Raw genomic sequence first — 17,045 nt, forward strand, 5'->3', positions numbered from 1 at the left:
AGCCGGGTCACCTGTTCAGCCGAATACGCACATAATGCGTCCCTGCGCGCGTCGGTTGCAGCCCATCTGCCCGGCACCCCAAACACACCCTGCTGGAGATCCCTCCCGATGAAGATCCGCTTCGCCCTGGCCCTGACTGCCCTGTTGCCGCTGATGGTTGCCTGCAAGGCCCAGGACGGCACTGCTGATACCACCGCTCCGGCAGCCCCGGCCGCAACCGAGGCCGCTCCGGCAGCCGCCACCCCGGCCCCGGCCGCTGAAGGTGCAAGCCCTGAAGGTGCCACCGCTGCCCCGGCTGCCACCGACGCCGCTCCGGCAGCCCCGGTCCCGGCGCAGGCCCGCCTGGTCGGCCCGGAGCCGGTTGCCGGCACCGACTACGTCGCCATCGAAGGTGGCCAGCCGTTCCAGCCGGCCACCGGCAAGGTCGAAGTCACCGAGATCTTCGGCTACGTCTGCCCGGCCTGCGCCCGCTTCCAGCCGCTGATCAGCTCGTGGAAGGCTGGCCTGCCCTCGGACGTGAACTTCGTCTACGTACCGGCCGCCTTCGGCGGTATCTGGGATAACTACGCACGTGCCTTCTACGCCGCCGAGACCCTGGGCGTGCAGGAAAAGACCCACGACGCGCTGTACACCGCCATCCACATCGAGCAGACCCTGAAGGGCGAGCGCGGCACCGATTCGGTGCAGGACATCGCCAACTTCTACGGCAAGTACGGCGTCGACCCCAAGACCTTCGCCGACACCATGGGCAGCTTCGGCGTCGCCGCCAAGGTCAACCGCGGCAAGCAGTTCGCCCAGCGCAGCAAGATCACCGGTACCCCGTCGCTGATCATCAACGGCAAGTACCTGGTCAAGGGCAAGAGCTTTGAGGACATGCTCCGCATTGCCGACCACCTGATCGCGCGCGAACGCGCTGCCAACGCCAAGTGAGGTATCAAGGGCCTCGGTAACGAGGCCCTTGAGTTCGACCCGTCGTGAAATCCCCCACCCAGACATTGCGATTGCTGACCGCCAACATCCAGGCCGGCTCCAGCACCCGCCGCTACAGCGACTATGTGACCCGCAGCTGGTCACATGCGTTGCCTGCCGGCCAGAAGCGCTCCAGCCTTGACGCGATCGCCAAGCTGGCCAGCGGCCGTGACATCGTCGGCCTGCAGGAGGCCGATCCGGGCAGCCTGCGCTCGGGCTTCACCAACCAGACCCATTACCTGGCCGAACGCGCGGGCTTCAACTATTGGGCGCACCAGCCCAACCGGCGCATGGGCGGCGTCGCCTCCAGCGCCAATGGCCTGCTGAGCCGGCTTGAGCCGGTGGAAGTTCAGGACCACGCCCTGCCCGGCCGCATCGGTGGCCGCGGCCTGCTGGTCGCCCGCTATGGCGATGGCGACGAAGGCCTGACGGTGGCGGTGGCGCATCTATCGCTGGGCACCGGCTCGCGCCTGTCGCAGCTGGACTTCATTTCCGATGTGCTGGCTGATCATCCCAACGCGGTATTGATGGGTGACTTCAACTGCAAGGCGGATCGCCCGGAGATGCGCGTGCTGTACCACAAGACCCGGCTGCAACCGCCGAGCTGCCTGGTGCCGACCTTCCCCAGCTGGGGCCCGGACCGCGCCATCGACCACATCCTGATTTCCGACAGCCTGAAGATGATCGACACCCGCGCCGTTCCCGCCGCGCACTCGGACCATCTGGCCGTGGAAATGGAAGTGGAAGTCCCTGCCAACAGCCTGCGCTGAGCGCCGCTTCAGCCGGCCATCGCCGCCGGCGGTGGTCGCCGCCGCGCAGTCAAGGTACTGCCCGCCGAGGCCAACACCGTACAGCCGATCGCCAGCCACTGCAGGCCGGTCAGGTGCTCGTGCAGCAACAGCAATGCCCACAGCGCCGCCACGGCCGGCTCCATGCTGATCAGGATGCCGAAGGTTTCCTTGGGCAGGCGCTTGAGCGCCATCATCTCCAGCGACATCGGAATGGCGCTGGACACCACCGCCACCAAGAAACCGGCCAGCAGGATCTGGGGCTCCAGCAGCGCCATGCCGGCATGCGCAACGCCCACCGGCACCACCACCAGCGATGCCGCCAGCAAGCCCAATGACACGCTGTGGCCCGCATGCAGATGCCCGGCACGCTTGCCGAAGATGATGTACAGCGCCCAGCACAGCGCGGCACCCAGGGCGTACAGCACGCCGATTGGATCCAAGGCCTGGCCACCATCGAGTGGCAACAGCAGCACCAGCCCAACCAGCGCACACCCAACCCAGGCGAAATCAATCGGCCGCCGCGAGGAGAACATCGCCACCGCCAGCGGACCGGTGAACTCGATGGCAACGGCAATCCCGAACGGGATCGTGCGCAGCGCCATGTAGAACAGCAGGTTCATCAGCCCCAGCGTCAGCCCGTAGCGCAGGATCGCCGCGCCATCGGCGCGACTGGTATGCCAGCGCCATGGCCGCCACAGCAGCAACAGGAACAGCGCCGAAAAGCCCACGCGCAACGCGCTGGTGCCTTGCGCGCCAATGACGGGGAACAGGTTTTTGGCGTAGGAGGTGCCGATCGACAACGAGGTCACCGAGCCCAGCACCGCCAGCACCGGCAACAGCGATGCGAATCGGGAATTTTGCATCCCGCTAGTGTATTCGGCCGCTGCTGCAAACGCTTGGGCGAAATGGCGATGGGCGGCAGATCCGATGATGTCGCCGGACCTGCGTGGCGGTGCGGCCACCATCAGCACCCGACAGGCATCAACCTTCACATCGGCTGGTTGATGCCTGCCGCGCGCGGCACGCTACTGGATGAAGGCGATACGCTGCATGTGCGTGTTATTGGCCGCCGCCAACACCTTGGCCATCACCTGGTACTGCGCATCCGGCGAGGCGTCGATGCGCAACTCGGGCTGGTTGCCCTCATGCAGATCGGCCTGTGCCTGCAGCCGCGCCTGCAAATCGCCTATCGCCAGCAACTCACCGTTCCAGAAGAGCTGGTCGGATGCATCCACCCGCAACTCGATAGGCGGTGGCGGTTCGACACGCTGCACGATCTTGTCGGTTCGTTGTGGCAGATCCACCGGGATCGGCACCGCCACCATCGGCGCGGTCACGATGAAGATGATCAACAACACCAACATCACGTCGACCAATGGGGTCACGTTGATATCGGCCAGTGGACGCCCGCTATTGCCTGCTGCACTGAATGCCATTCCAGTTCCCCCAGGGCGAGGCCGACTGCCTCGCCACCGAAGCTACGCCTGCTTCCAAGGGTTTCCAGCAATGCCGCGACTTCTGTTCAGCTTCCATTTGCACGGAAGGGGCGCGCTTGTTCATGTGCGGGTTGGGCTGCTGCTCTGCCGTTGACGCTGCGGCCGTTATTCTTCCGCCATGAATAAAATCTTCCTGCTGCCTCTGGCTACCCTCGCCGCGCTGCTCAGCGCCTGCGTCCAGGCCCAGAACCTGGACGCACAACGCACCGCGATGCGCACCGCCATCGACAATGCCGAGCGCGGGCAGTTCGATGCCAACGCCGCCGCGCCGCTGCGCAACCACCCGCTGTACGGCTGGCTGGAGTTCAGCGCCCTGCGTCGCAACATCGACACGTTGCCGACCACGCAAGCGCAGGATTTCCTCAAGCGCTACCAGGGCCAGGCCGTGGCCGAGAGCTTCCGTTCGGCCTGGTTGCCCGCCCTCGCCCGCCGCCAGGACTGGCCGACCCTGCTGGCCAACTGGAAAACCAGCAACGATCCCGGCCTGCGCTGTGCCGAGCTCAACGCACGCCAGGCAACAGGCAAGGCCGATGCGCAATGGACCAGCGACGCCCAGTCTGTATGGCGCAGCGCCGGCAAGTCGCTGCCCGACGGCTGCGACCCGGTGTTTGCGGTACTCGCCAGCCGCGGCGGCCTGACCCCGGCGCTGCGCTGGGAACGCATCGACGCTGCCGCCGATGCGCAGCAACCGGCGGTAATGCGTGCCGCCGCACGTGGCCTGCCAGCCGCCGAGCTGGCCCAGGCCAATGACTACGCCGCCTTCGTCGACAAGCCCGACGCGCGCGCCCTGAACTGGCCGAAGAACGAACGCAGCCGCCGCATCGCCGTCGACGGCCTGCAGAAGCTGGCAAAGGCCGACCCCGGCGCCGCCGAGCTGCAGCTGCCGCAATACGCCCAGGCACTCGCCCTCAACGCCGAGCAGCAAGGCAAGGTGTTGTACGAAATCGCACTGTGGACGGTGGCCTCCTACCTGCCGGATTCGGCACGACGCTTGGCTGCCGTGCCCGAGTCGGCCTATGACGAACGCCTGCACGAATGGCGCACCCGCGAAGCGATGGCACGTGGCGATTGGCCGGCAGCACTGACCGCCATCCGCAAGATGCCGGCCAGCCAACGCAATGATTCGCGCTGGCGCTGGTTCGAGGCCCGCCTGCTGGAGAAGACCGGCAAGTCGGCCGAGGCGACCGCGCTGTACCGCGCCGCTGCGAGCGAGCCGACCTTCCACGGCTTCCTGGCCGCCGACAAGCTCAAGCAGCCCTACAACCTGTGCCCGTGGAATCCGGGCGACAGCGCAGCGGCAAAGACCACCGTCGGCCGTGACCCGGCGCTGGTGCGGGCGATCGAGCTGTTCAAGATCGAACGCCCAAGCTGGGCCGCGCGCGAATGGGCGGAGGCCTTGTCGCGTTTCGACGACAGCCAGCGCCGTCTCGCCGTGGAAGTAGCCAGCAACAACGGTTGGTTTGACCGCGCGGTGTTTGCATTGAAGGGCCCGCAGGAGTTGCGCCTGTACAACCTGCGCTTCCCGCTGCACCACGACGACACGATCCGCCGCGAAGCCGCTCGCAATGCGCTGGACCCGGCCTGGATTGCGGCGGAAATCCGCGCCGAGAGCATCTTCAATCCGAATGCACGTTCGCCGGCCAACGCCATGGGCTTGATGCAGGTATTGCCCGCCACCGGCGCCAACGTGGCCAAGAGCATTGGCCTGAGCGGCTATGGCGGTGCGTCCAGCCTGTATGACTCGGATACCAACATCGCCATCGGTACCGCCTATCTGCGCCAGCTGATGGACAAGTACAACGGCCTGCCCTACGTCACCATCGCCGCCTACAACGCCGGCCCCACCCCGACCGCACGCTGGCAGAGTCAACGCCCGAACTACGACCCGGATTTCTGGATCGAGACCATCAGCTACAAGGAAACCCGCGAATACGTGGCGCGCGTGCTGGCCTTCAGCGTGATCTACGACTGGCGCCTCAACAACAACGCCTTGACCCTGAGCGATCGCATGGTCGGCAAGACCCAGGGCGCGCGCAAAGCTTTCAGCTGCCAACAAGCCCCATAACACCTGTAGAGCCGAGCCATGCTCGGCACTATCGCTTCAACCCCTCTCCCGCTAGCGGGAGAGGGGTTGGGGTGAGGGCGGCTTTTTCGCTTGCAAAGCCCCCGCCGAGCATGGCTCGGCACTACCGCTGCTGCCCCCTCCCTTTCGCGCAGCGAAGGGGAGGGTTGGGGAGGGGCCGGCTCTTGCGGTCTTCCAGCATTGTCGGCTTCGCGGCTTACGCCGCTCCTACAAGAACATGCATGGCAGGTAACGCCCCTTGCCGAGCATGGCTCGGCACTACATGTGCGGCACCGCATCCGCCTTATCATGGCCGCATGAAGACTTATCTCGTCGGCGGCGCTGTCCGCGATTCCCTGCTCGGCCTGCAGGCCGGTGACCGTGACTGGGTGGTGGTCGGTGCCACGCAGGCGCAGATGGAAGCGGACGGCTTCAAGGCCGTGGGCAAGGATTTCCCGGTTTTCCTGCATCCGCTGACAGGTGAGGAACACGCGCTGGCACGTACCGAGCGCAAATCCGGCCGCGGTTATCGCGGCTTCGTGGTGGATGCCGATCCCTCGGTGACGCTGGAAGAAGACCTGCAGCGCCGCGATTTCACCATCAATGCCATTGCCCGCGACGAGGAAACCGGCGAACTGGTCGATCCTTGGGGCGGTGTACGCGATATCGAGCAGCGCGTGCTGCGCCATGTCGGCCCGGCCTTTGTCGAAGACCCGTTGCGGGTGCTGCGTGCGGCACGCTTCATGGCCCGCTTCGCCCCCTTGGGCTTCACCCTGGCACCGGAAACCGCCGCATTGATGCGCGATATGGCAGCCAGCGGTGAACTCGATGCCTTGGTGCCGGAACGCATCTGGCAGGAGCTGCGCCGCAGCCTGACCATGAAACAACCTTCCGCCTTCCTGCGCTGCCTGCACGACACCGGCGCGCTGGCGGTGATCCTGCCGGAAGTGGACGCGCTGTATGGCGTGCCGCAACGTGCCGAGTTCCACCCGGAAGTGGATACCGGCGTGCACCAGGAAATGGTCAGCGACATGGCCGCACAGCTGGCACCGGGCGATGACCTGATCGGCTTCGCTGCCCTCACCCACGATCTTGGCAAGGCCTCGACCCCAACCGACGAACTGCCGCGCCACATCATGCATGAGCAGCGCGGCCTGAAACCGCTGGCCAAACTCTGTGAGCGCCTGAAGATTCCGATCGCCCATCGCCAGTTGGCAGAAGCGGTCTGCCGCGAACACCTCAACGTGCATCGCATCGACGAACTGCGCGACGCCACCGTGCTGGAGCTGATCCAGCGCTGCGACGGTTTCCGTCGCCCCGAACGCATCGCACAGATGGCCCTGGTCTGCGAATGCGACAAGCGCGGACGGCTCGGCTTCGAGGACAGTGACTACCCACAGCGCGCAACCCTGCAGCGCCTGCATGCGGCTGCGCTGGCGATCAATGCACGTGATATCGCCACTGAAGGCCTGCAAGGCCCAGCTATCGGTGAAGCCTTGAAGAAGGCGCGTATCAAGGCAATCAGCGCCGCGCGGTGATTGCCTCAGACACAAAGAAATTCTGGGGCTGCTTGTAGGAGCGGCGTAAGCCGCGAAGCCGAGAATGCGAAAGACACCGCTGGATTGTGCAACTGCAATTTCCTCTGTTGGCCATGCATCACCAGCTTCGCGGCTTACGCCGCTCCTACCAGCCAAGAACCAGCCACTTCAGATCTTCAGATAGATTTTGCGGCGGTCCATCCACGCCATCGGCAACCACCAGATCGCCACGAAGCTCAAGGCCATCACCAGCGAGGCGAACTGTGCGCCGCCCAACGGGGTCAGCCAGCGGTTGAACAGCTGTTCCCACAGCCAGCCCCAGCTGCCGGTGGCCATCATCGCCAGCACCATCGCCGAGGAACCTGCATAGGCGGTGATCGCGTTGACACCGAAGCGGCGCCCCAGCGCGGGCCACTGCCGGCAGTCGATCAGGATGTGCGCCAGCCACAGGCCCGCAAATGCCCAGCCGCCGGTCCACAGCACATACGACGAGGTCCACAGGTTCTTGTTCAAGGGCAGCCACTGCGCCCACAGGCCGCCGGCAATCAACAGCAACACCGCAGCAGGCAGCAATCGCCATGGACGTTGCCGCAGCAAGGCACCGGCACGCAGGCCGAGCAAGGTCGAAGCCAATGCGCCCAGCGTGGACATCAGCCCTTCCGGATCATGGCCATGGCCGGTCGCCGGGTCATATTGATACAGCAGCGCGCCGAACAACGAAGTATCCACGCGGCTGCTCAGATTGAGCCAGGGCTCCAGCGAGCCACCTGCCACCAACAGCGCAGCGTAGCCGGTCAACAACACGCCAATGCATAGCCACTGCAAGCGCGGCTTCAACCAGATCGCCGCCATGCCAGCAGCAGCGAAGCACAGGCCAATGCGTTGCAGCACACCCCATGGCCGGTAGTGCGCCAGATCCAACCACCACCAGGCCAGGAAGTGCAGCAGCAGGCCAAGACCGAGGATACGACCGGCGCGGATCAATACCGTGCGCGTCAATGCACCACGATCAGCGCCCTGCTCCACCCGCGGCACCACGCCCAGCGCGATGGACACGCCGACGATCACCAGGAAGAACGGAAACACCAGGTCGGTCGGCGTGCAGCCGTTCCATTCCGAATGCAGCAGGGGCGCGTAGACGTGGCTCCAGCTGCCGGGGTTGTTGACCAGCAGCATGGCCGCGACGGTGATGCCGCGCAGGGCATCCACCGAGGCATAACGGATGGCTTTATTCATGGCGTTGTTCACAAGCTGGAACTCAGTCGCGCTGGCCGGCAATCCACGTGCCCTGCACCTGCAGGTCGCTGTCCAGCAGGACGAAATCAGCCTGGTAGCCGGCTGCGATCTGCCCGTAACGATCATCCAGGCCCAGGAACTGCGCTGGATACGTCGATGCCATGCGCGAAGCTTCGGCCAGCGAGAGACCCAGCAGGCCAACCGTATTGCGCACGGCGGTGATCATGTCCAAGGCAGAACCGGCCAGAGCACCCGCAGCATTGCGGACCACGCCATCAACAGCGGTGATGGTCTCGCCGTACAGCTCGAACGCCGGGTTGTCCGAACCGACCATCGGCATCGCATCGGTGACCAGGAACACTTTGCCGCGCGGTTTGGCCGCCAGCGCCACGCGCAGGCTGGCCGGGTGCACGTGCACGCCATCGACGATCACCCCGCACCAGCTGTCGGCATCTTCCAGTGCCGCGCCCACTGCACCGGGATCACGCCCCTGCAGCGGCGACATCGCGTTGTAGAGATGGGTGAAGCCGGTGATGCCTGCGTCCAGACCGGCGCGGATCTCGTCGTAGGTACCGGCGGTATGACCGGCAGCAACGATGGCGCCGTTGGCGACCATCTGCTGGATCGTTGCCAGCGGTACGCGCTCGGGTGCCAGGGTAATCAGGGTGACGCCGTTGTCCAGCGCCGTGGCCATGCGCACTTCATCGGCATCCGGTACGCGGAACTTGCCCGCATCGTGCGTTCCCTTGCGTGCCGGTGCGATGTAGGGGCCTTCCAGGTGGATGCCGAGCACGCCCGGCACCTTGGCAGCAATCGCCTCGCGGGTGGCCTGCACCGCGCGCGCCATCACCTCGGCATCGTCGCTGATCAGGGTCGGCAGCATGCCGGTGGTGCCGTAGCGGCGATGCCCGGCCACCATCGTGCGCAGCGCATCGACGTCGGTCTGGTTGTTGAACAATGCACCGCCGCCGCCATTGACCTGGGCGTCGATGAAGCCGGGCAGCAACCAGCCGCCGCCCAGATCCACCTGCGCGTCGGCCGCGGCAACGGCCGGGTCGTCGCAGGCGACGAGCGCAGTGATGCGGCCGTCTTCGATCAACACCGCGACATCGTCACGGAAGTTCTCGCCGGCAAGTACCCGGCCATTGCGCAGCGCGGTTTTCATCAGACCGTTTCCGTCACCTTGTTGAGGTGCGGCGGCAGGTCCGGGTTGTTGCCACGGCGCAGCGCCAGTGCATTGATCGCGCGGTAGAAGCTCTGGATGGTCAGCAGCGGTGCGCACAGCGGATGCGGAGCAACTGCGGTCGGCAGGTTGCCACCCTCGCCGGTCAGCCATACCTGCGCGCCGCGCGCGGCGAATTCTTCGGCCACGGCACGGGTGCCGGCGCCGGTTTCGTCCGGCTGGGCGAAGGCCAGCACCGGGAAATCGCGGCCAACCAGCGCCATCGGCCCGTGCTTCACTTCCGCCGAGCTATAGCCTTCGGCGTGCAGGCCGCAGGTTTCCTTGAACTTCAGCGCGGCTTCCTGCGCCGCGGCCAGGCCCGGGCCACGGCCAAGCACGAACAGGTTGTGCGCATCGACCAGGCCGTCGGTCACCGCCGTCCAATCGCAGGCCCATGCTTCGGACATCGCCGCCGGCAAGGCATCCAGCGCGGCGATCAGTGCCGGATCGTTCTTCCAGTACGCACCCAGCTGCAGGATCGCAGCCAGCGACGCCAGATAGCTCTTGGTCGCAGCGACGCTGCGCTCGACGCCGGCACCCAGCGGGATGACGGTTTCGGCCAGCAATGCCAGCGGCGAATCCTCGACATTGACCAGTGCCACCACACGCGCGCCGGCAGCCTTGGCGGCCTCGGCATTGCGCAGCAGATCCGGGCTCTTGCCCGACTGTGAGATCACGATATACAGCGCGCCACGCAGCTGCAGCGGCGCTTCATAGACCGAGCCCACCGACGGCGACGCCGACGCGGTCACCAGGCCGAGCTGGGTCTCGAACAGGTACTTGGCATAGGTAGCCGCGTGATCGGAACTGCCACGGGCGCAGGTGACAACGAACGGTGGCGGGTTCTGGCGCAGGTCTGCGGCCAGGGCCTGCACCACGTCGCGGTTGCGTGCGAACTGGGCGGCGATGACAGAGGCGCTTTCCGCGGCCTCGTTGAACATCAGGGTTTCGGTTTCACTCGGCAGTGCCATGGATCGTTACTCGGAGAGGTCGGGGGGAGATGACGGAGGTCGCGACGGCTGCTGGCGCAGCGGTGCGGTGGAGCCACGTACCACCAGCTGCGGTACGAAGCCCTGGTTCTGCAGCTGTGCCGGGCTGTCTTCGTAGGCATCGGTGCGCAGCTGGCTGATCAGCAAACGCGCGGCATGGCGGGCGATGTCGCCGGTGGCCTGCTTGGCGGTGGTCAGTGCCGGCCACGACTGGCGCGAGAACGGGCTGTCCTCGAAACCGGCAATGGACAGGTCGTAAGGCACGTTCAAGCCGGCCGAATTGGCTGCGGCCAAAACGCCAGCGGCGATTTCGTCGTTGGAGCCGAAGATGGCGGTAGGCGGTTCACGCAGCGCCAGCAGGCGGCGCGCACCACGGAAGCCATCGTCAAAGGTGTAGTCGCCCGGGATCACCAGGTGCTTGTCCAGCGGGATGCCGTAGTCCTTCAGCGCCGCTTCGTAGCCGGCGTAGCGCTCGCCGCTGGAACGGTGCGAGGTGCCGCCCCACAGGAAGCCGATGCGCTGGTGGCCGAGCTGGATCAGGTGCTCGGTGATCTCGTAGGCGGCATCGCGGTCATCGACGAACACGCAGGGGCCATCGCCCGGGTCCTCGGTGGCGGCGATGATGCGCACGGTCTTGATGCCGCGTGCATTGAGTGCGGCCACCAGTTCCGGGCGCTCGGACATCGGTGCGGTCAGCACCAGCCCGGCCAGGCGCGAACGCTGCACCCAGTCGGCCAGTTCCTCGGCCAGCATCGGCGAGGTCGAATCGCAGGGATGGATCTGCAGGCCGAAACCGGTCTCGCGGCAGGCCGACAACACGCCGTTCTGTACCCCGATGATGTGGTATGGATTGGGGTTGTCGTACACCAGCCCGATCACGAAAGTAGTGTTGCTGCGCAGGTTGCGCGCGGAAGGATCGGGCTCATAGTCCAGCTCGGCCACCGCACGCAGCACGCGCGCGCGGGTGGCCTGCATCACCGAAGGCTCGTTGTTGATCACCCGCGAGACGGTCTTCAAAGAGACCTTGGCCCGCTCGGCGACATCCTTGATGGTGGGTCTACGCATTACCGGTTCCCGCGTTGGCTCGATTGCCGCCATGATGCTTGATTCAGGCGCCACGTGCCTTGCCCGCGTTATGACCAACCGTGCCGAAGTACAGGATGTACAGGTAGCAGGGGATCATCAATGCAGCAAACACCAGCTGGAAGTGTTCCGGGTACGCGTGCTTGAGCAGGGCAAACGCCTGCGGGATGATCGCGCCGCCGGCAATACCCATCACCAGCAGGGCCGAACCGATCTGGGTGAAACGGCCCAGGCCGCGGATCGCCAGCGGGAAGATCGCCGGCCACATCATCGCGTTGGCGAAGCCCAGCGCGGCAACGAAGCCCACCGACACATAGCCGTGGGTGAAGTACGCGCCCAGGGTGAAGACCACGCCCAGCACCGCCGACACCGCCAGGTACTTCTCCTGCGAGATGAAGCGCGGGATCACCAACAGGCCGATCACGTAGCCCACCAGCATCGCGAACAGGGTGTAGGAGGTGAACAGCTTGGTCTGGTCCAGCGGCAGGCCGAAGGCATTGCCGTAGGTACCGATGGCGTCACCGGCCATCACCTCCACGCCGACGTAGACGAACAGACACATCACGCCCAGCCACAGGTGCGGGAACTGGAAGATGCTGCGCTTGGCGGCCTTGCCGTCGTTGGCCACGGCGTTGGCCTGGTCCGGCTGCACTTCCGGCAGCGGCGAGAACAGCACGCCCACGGCGACCAACAGCAGCACGCCAGCAATCACCATGTACGGGGTGTGGATCTTGGCCGCGAATGTATTGAGCAGATCGGCCTTGGTGGCAGCGTCTGCGGCCTGCACCTGGCTTTCCAGGTCGCCGATGCCGTGCAGCACGAAGGTACCGATCACCACTGGCGCGATGATGCCGGCAATCTTGTTGCAGATGCCCATCAGCGCGATGCGCTGCGCGGCGCCCTCGATGGGACCCAGGATGCTGATATAGGGATTGACCGCAGTCTGCAGCAGGGCCATGCCGCCGCCGATGACGAACAGGCCGGCGAGCGCACCGCCGAACCATCGCTGCGTGGCGAACTCACCGAAGCCCATCGCACCAACCGCCATCACCGCCAGACTGAGCGCCAGGCCTTTCTTCATGCCGGTGCGACCGAGGATCCAGGACGCAGGCAAGGCCAGGAAGAAGTAAGACAGGTAGAACACCATCAGTACCAGGAAGGCTGATACCTCGTTCACGTCGAAGGCCAGCTTGACGAAGGTGATCAACGGGCCGTTGATCCAGGTACAGAAGCCGATGATGAAGAACAGCACGCCGACGATGGCGATGGACGACGCCATGCTGGTACGCGGCGTCGAGACGGGAACAGCAGACATGGGCAAAGCTCCTGCGGATGCGGGAGACGGATCGAGGCCGTCCGGCGACTTACGTGGGAACAACGTTGTCACATTTATGGTTTGCTGCGGACAAGTTTGTCAACAACGCAGCTCCGCCGGGTTATTCCGGCACCGCATCGGGAATGTCCCATAAGCCCGCAAGAATCAGGCTTTCGGCAGAAAACCCCGCAAGTTGAGCCCCTGCACGCTATCGGATGCAACAAATGCAGGCGGCGCAAGGTTTGCGCAGACACGCTGCGGCGCAGCATCGAAAGTTTCAATTATTCGTTGACATCGTTGTCAGAACGATTACAGACTCGCCCCCCAATGGTGCCCCTCCGGGCGCTCCGCCTCGCCATAGGGAAACCGAGTGACAGCTGTCGTCCCCCCACTGCAGACCACCCGCCTCGACCCCGCCTCCCGGCCCTTCTTCGCCGCCGACGTGGGTGGCACGCACGTCCGCGTCGGCCTGATCCGGGCCGCGGCAGCAAACGACCCGTCGATCGACGTACTGTCCTATCGCAAGTACCGCTGCGCGGACTATCCCAGCCTCAGCGCGATCCTGTCCGACTTCGCCAGCCATAACCCACCGGTCGAGCATTGCGTGATCGCCACCGCCGGCTACGCGCTGCCGGACGGCACGGTGATCTCGGCCAACCTGCCGTGGCCGCTGTCGTCCACCCGCATCCGCGATGACCTTGGCTTTGCCGGCGTGCATCTGGTCAACGATTTCGAAGCGGTCGCGCATGCCGCCGGCCACATCAGCGCCAGCCAGGTCCTGCAGTTGACCGGCCCGGCCGAAGCCGAACGCGGCCCGACCCTGGTGATCGGCCCGGGCACCGGCCTGGGCGCCGCCGTGTGGATCCCGGTCGGCAACCGCTCGGTGGTCCTGGCGACCGAAGCCGGCCAGGCCTCGCTGGCAGCCACCACCGAACTGGAAATGGCGGTGCTGCAGCAGATGCTGCAGGACCGTCCACATGTATCGATCGAACAGGCACTGTCCGGCCCCGGCCTGCTCAACCTGTACAACGCGCTATGCGCAGTGCGCGGCGTCACGCCGGTGCACACCACCCCCGATGCCGTCAGCGCCGCCGCCTGCGATGGCAGCGATCCGCTGGCCGTGGAAACCCTGCAGCTGTTCTGCGGAATCCTCGGCTCGACCATCGGTGACATGGCCCTGCTCTACGGCGTGCAGGGCGGCATCTATCTGGCTGGCGGCATCCTGCCGAAGATCAGCCAGTTTCTTCTGAACAGCACCTTCGTCGAACGCTTCCTCAACAAGGGGCCGATGCGCAAGGCGTTGCAAAGCATTCCCGTGAAGCTGGTAGAGCACGGGCAACTGGGCGTCATCGGCGCCGCCAGTTGGTATCTGGAAAAGTCGGCCACGTAAGCCTTCAGCAGCATAAGCAACAGATCCACCAGCAGGACCCTGTAGTAACGCGGCACGCAGTGCCAATCAATCTTGATGTTGAGGAGAGACAACATGCATCGCAAGACTATGCTTTCGGCAGCCATCATCAGCTGTCTCGCTTTCAGCGCACACGCGCAGGAAGCCGCAAAGACCGCCACCGACCTGGACACCGTGACCGTCACCGGCATCCGCGCCAGTCTCGAAAAGTCGCTGGATACCAAGCGCAACAACGACACGGTATCCGAGTCGATCACCGCTGAAGACATCGGCAAGTTCCCGAACACCAACGCCGCCGAAGCCATGGCGCTGATCCCGGGCGTCACCATCGACCGTCGCTTCGGCCAGGGTGAGCGCGTCAGCATCGACGGCACCGACCCGAGCCTCAACCTGAGCTTCATCGACGGCCATCCGGTTGCACAGGCCATCTGGCTGTACGGCGAGTCGCCGAACCGTGGCTTCGACTACACCATGCTGGCCCCGGAAGTGCTGGGCCGCCTGGAAATCATCAAGTCCTCCGAAGCCCGCCTGCCGGAAGGCAGCCTCGGCGGCACCGTGATGATGCATTCGCGCAAGCCGCTGGACATGGACGCCAATTCGGTCAGCGGCTCGGTCGGCTACAGCTACAACGACCAGGCCGAGAAGGGCAGCCCGAACATCTCGGTGCTCTACAGCTGGAAGAACGACGACTCCACCTGGGGCGTCAACGTCGCCGCCCAGCGCCATGAAGAAAAGGTCGACCGCCAGGGCATCGAAATCTTCGGCTACAGCACCGTTGCCGACTTTGCCAAGGTCAACCCGAACGTCGCCGCCCAGGTCGGCAAGGGCGAACTGCGCCCGACCGACAAGGTCGCGCAGGAAATCAACGTTGCCTACTTCCAGCAGGAGCGCAAGCGTGACAGCGCACTGGTGAACCTGCAGTTCAAGCCCAACGACCAGTTCGAGGGCACCTTGAGCGGCCTGTACATCAAGGAGAACTTCGACAGCTACAACCAGTCGATGTACAACTTCATGACGCAGAACAACTCGTCCATGCAAGCCGTCGACTACTTCAACCCGACCGGCCCGGGCGGCTTCGTCACCGGCGGCCACACCAATGCCAACCCCGGCAGCGGCACCGGCATCATCTACGACAACCAGGTGCGCTTCTCGGAAGTGACCACCAAGGGCGTGGACCTGGACCTGCAGTACCGCGGTGATGGCTGGAAGCTGGGCGGCAAGATCGGCACCAGCAAGTCCGAGAACCCGAACATCAGCCAGTACCTGATCGAGCCGGTCTACAGCGGCGCCTACAGCTGGGACTACCGCAAGGGCTTCCAGGCTGATGACCAGGCCGCGTATTACGATCCGGCGAACTGGGGCAACATCTTCGGCAACAACGGCGTGTTCAGCTCCGAAGCCAAGGACAAGTACGCGCAGCTGGATTTCAGCAAGAACTTCGACAGCATCTTCAACCAGTTGCTGATCGGCGTGCGTCGCACCGAGCACACCGAAAACTACGGCCTGGGCGTGTATGGCGGCGTGCGTACCGGCAGCCTGGCCGACGTCGGCACCATCGGCAACACCAACCTGCTCGGCAGCCTGGGCGGCGTGTTCGGCAACACCAGCCACCACCCGCAGGTCGGCCAGGGCAACGTGATCAGCTGGGTGCATGGCAGCCCGGTGGACTACTCGCGTTCCGATGCGTCCAGCCTGTTGAACAACACCTGGGAACTGGAGCAGAAGACCACGGCCGCGTACACGCAGCTGAACTTCTCCACCGGCGCCCTGCGCGGGAACTTCGGCGTACGCTGGGTCCAGACCAAGACCGACAGCAGCGCCTATGTGTACGGCGACAACCAGCCAGTGCTGCCGGCGCCGGCCGAGTGGTGGCAGACCAGCAAGAGCAAGAAGAGCAACATGCTGCCGTCCGTCAACCTGGTGTATGACAATGGCGGCGACGTGGTGTTGCGTGCTTCGGCTGCCAAGGTCATCGCCTGGGCACCGTACAACCTGATGTCGAACAACCTGTTCCTCAACGACACCATGATGACCGGCTCGGGTGGCAACCCGGACCTGGATCCGTACAAGGCCTACAACTTCAACTTCTCGGCCGAGTGGTACTTCGCCCCGCAGTCGGTGCTGGCAGGCTCGGTGTTCCTGAAGCAGACCCAGAACTACGTGCTGCAGACCCCGGGCACCGAGCGTCGTTACAACTCCATGCGTGACAGCAACCCGACCACCTGGTTGACCACGGTTGGCTCGCACGGCTGTACCGCCGATGGCTTCTGCGACTACAGCGTCACCCGTCCGCGCAATGCTGGCGGCGCCAGCGTCCGCGGCTTCAACATCAACTACCAGCAGGCATTCGGCGACACCGGCCTGGGCTTGATCGCGAACTACACCTACGCAACCGGCGATACCGATGCCGGCAACAACATGCCCTACCTGTCGCGCAGCACCGTCAGCGTCAGCCCGTACTTTGAAAACGAGCAGTTCAGCGCCCGTGTCAACTACAACTGGCGCAGCAAGTACGAAGGCGTTGGCTATGTTGCCGGTGCACCGGCGGCCACCACCGCCGCGTATGCCGACCTGAGCGCAAGCCTGGGCTGGAACTTCACCGACAACCTGAGCCTGTCGCTGGATGCGATGAACCTGCTCAACGAGAAGTACCGCCAGTATGTTGCCCAGGAAGAGGCACTGGCTGCGGAATACTTCACCGGCCGCCGCTACATGGCCAACCTGCGTTTCAAGTTCTGATCCATGCCGGCAGGCAACATTGCCGGATAGCGTGACCCGCCGGGCCTGGATCATTCCGGGCCCGGCTTTTTATGCAGGTGGTGCCAAGCCATGCTCGGCATTGCCCCGCTTCATGTAGTGGGGCGCCCAGAGCCGGCACCCCCCCCCAGGAGAGCGAGGACCCGCCCCCCCACCACCCCGCGCAAAAAAAAAAAAAA

At 64.9% G+C, this 17,045-nt stretch carries 13 protein-coding genes; 6 read left to right on the top strand and 7 right to left on the bottom strand.

The genetic code is table 11. From position 1 onward, the window contains the following. Nucleotides 1-108: 108 nt before the first annotated feature. The gene (locus ACVOLI_RS08850) at nucleotides 109-930 is read left to right on the top strand and encodes a thiol:disulfide interchange protein DsbA/DsbL (protein WP_481534322.1); all 822 of its coding nucleotides are present in this window, start codon (nucleotides 109-111) and stop codon (nucleotides 928-930) included. 71 nt (nucleotides 931-1,001) lie between these two features. Beyond that, nucleotides 1,002-1,739: an endonuclease/exonuclease/phosphatase family protein gene (locus tag ACVOLI_RS08855; RefSeq protein WP_282268060.1), complete on the top strand. Its 738-nt coding sequence runs from the start codon at nucleotides 1,002-1,004 to the stop codon at nucleotides 1,737-1,739. An 8-nt stretch (nucleotides 1,740-1,747) separates the two neighbouring features. Here ACVOLI_RS08855 and ACVOLI_RS08860 read toward each other — a convergent pair whose 3' ends face one another. Together ACVOLI_RS08860 and ACVOLI_RS08865 are read right to left on the bottom strand one after the other, a co-directional pair. Further along, a complete protein-coding gene (locus ACVOLI_RS08860; RefSeq protein WP_481534323.1) occupies nucleotides 1,748-2,623 on the bottom strand; it encodes an EamA family transporter in 876 nt (291 codons plus the stop codon). A gap of 162 nt (nucleotides 2,624-2,785) precedes the next feature. Further along, entirely contained in the window at nucleotides 2,786-3,196 is a 411-nt protein-coding gene (locus ACVOLI_RS08865) for an ExbD/TolR family protein (RefSeq protein ID WP_282268055.1), read from the bottom strand. A gap of 178 nt (nucleotides 3,197-3,374) precedes the next feature. Here ACVOLI_RS08865 and ACVOLI_RS08870 point away from each other — a divergent pair, with 178 nt between their 5' ends. Together ACVOLI_RS08870 and ACVOLI_RS08875 are read left to right on the top strand one after the other, a co-directional pair. Continuing rightward, nucleotides 3,375-5,321 (top strand): transglycosylase SLT domain-containing protein, encoded by a 1,947-nt coding sequence (locus tag ACVOLI_RS08870; protein WP_481534324.1) that lies wholly within the window; start codon nucleotides 3,375-3,377, stop codon nucleotides 5,319-5,321. Between the two features lie 314 nt (nucleotides 5,322-5,635). Further along, nucleotides 5,636-6,856, top strand: coding sequence for a multifunctional CCA addition/repair protein (locus tag ACVOLI_RS08875; protein WP_481534325.1), 1,221 nt, complete (start codon nucleotides 5,636-5,638; stop codon nucleotides 6,854-6,856). 168 nt (nucleotides 6,857-7,024) lie between these two features. Here the strand turns inward: ACVOLI_RS08875 and ACVOLI_RS08880 are convergent, their stop codons facing one another. From ACVOLI_RS08880 to ACVOLI_RS08900, 5 genes are read right to left on the bottom strand one after another with little or no spacing between them, the layout of a single operon-like run. Then, a complete protein-coding gene (locus ACVOLI_RS08880) occupies nucleotides 7,025-8,092 on the bottom strand; it encodes an acyltransferase family protein (protein WP_481534326.1) in 1,068 nt (355 codons plus the stop codon). A gap of 22 nt (nucleotides 8,093-8,114) precedes the next feature. Next, a complete protein-coding gene (gene nagA, locus ACVOLI_RS08885) occupies nucleotides 8,115-9,257 on the bottom strand; it encodes an N-acetylglucosamine-6-phosphate deacetylase (protein WP_481534327.1) in 1,143 nt (380 codons plus the stop codon). After that, the gene (locus tag ACVOLI_RS08890) at nucleotides 9,257-10,285 is read right to left on the bottom strand and encodes an SIS domain-containing protein (RefSeq protein WP_481534328.1); all 1,029 of its coding nucleotides are present in this window, start codon (nucleotides 10,283-10,285) and stop codon (nucleotides 9,257-9,259) included. Before ACVOLI_RS08890 ends, nagA begins: the two co-directional genes overlap by 1 nt. A gap of 6 nt (nucleotides 10,286-10,291) precedes the next feature. Continuing rightward, on the bottom strand, nucleotides 10,292-11,368 hold the full coding sequence (locus ACVOLI_RS08895; protein WP_057627176.1) for a LacI family DNA-binding transcriptional regulator: 1,077 nt from the start codon (nucleotides 11,366-11,368) through the stop codon (nucleotides 10,292-10,294). Nucleotides 11,369-11,411: 43 nt separating this feature from the next. Then, the gene (locus tag ACVOLI_RS08900; RefSeq protein ID WP_481534329.1) at nucleotides 11,412-12,701 is read right to left on the bottom strand and encodes a sugar MFS transporter; all 1,290 of its coding nucleotides are present in this window, start codon (nucleotides 12,699-12,701) and stop codon (nucleotides 11,412-11,414) included. Nucleotides 12,702-13,071: 370 nt separating this feature from the next. Here ACVOLI_RS08900 and ACVOLI_RS08905 point away from each other — a divergent pair, with 370 nt between their 5' ends. Further along, nucleotides 13,072-14,091: a glucokinase family protein gene (locus ACVOLI_RS08905; protein WP_481534330.1), complete on the top strand. Its 1,020-nt coding sequence runs from the start codon at nucleotides 13,072-13,074 to the stop codon at nucleotides 14,089-14,091. Nucleotides 14,092-14,184: 93 nt separating this feature from the next. Then, on the top strand, nucleotides 14,185-16,848 hold the full coding sequence (locus ACVOLI_RS08910) for a TonB-dependent receptor (RefSeq protein ID WP_481534331.1): 2,664 nt from the start codon (nucleotides 14,185-14,187) through the stop codon (nucleotides 16,846-16,848). Nucleotides 16,849-17,045 lie beyond the last annotated feature (197 nt).

The sequence above is a fragment of the Stenotrophomonas sp. STEN029 genome, from assembly GCF_056760015.1.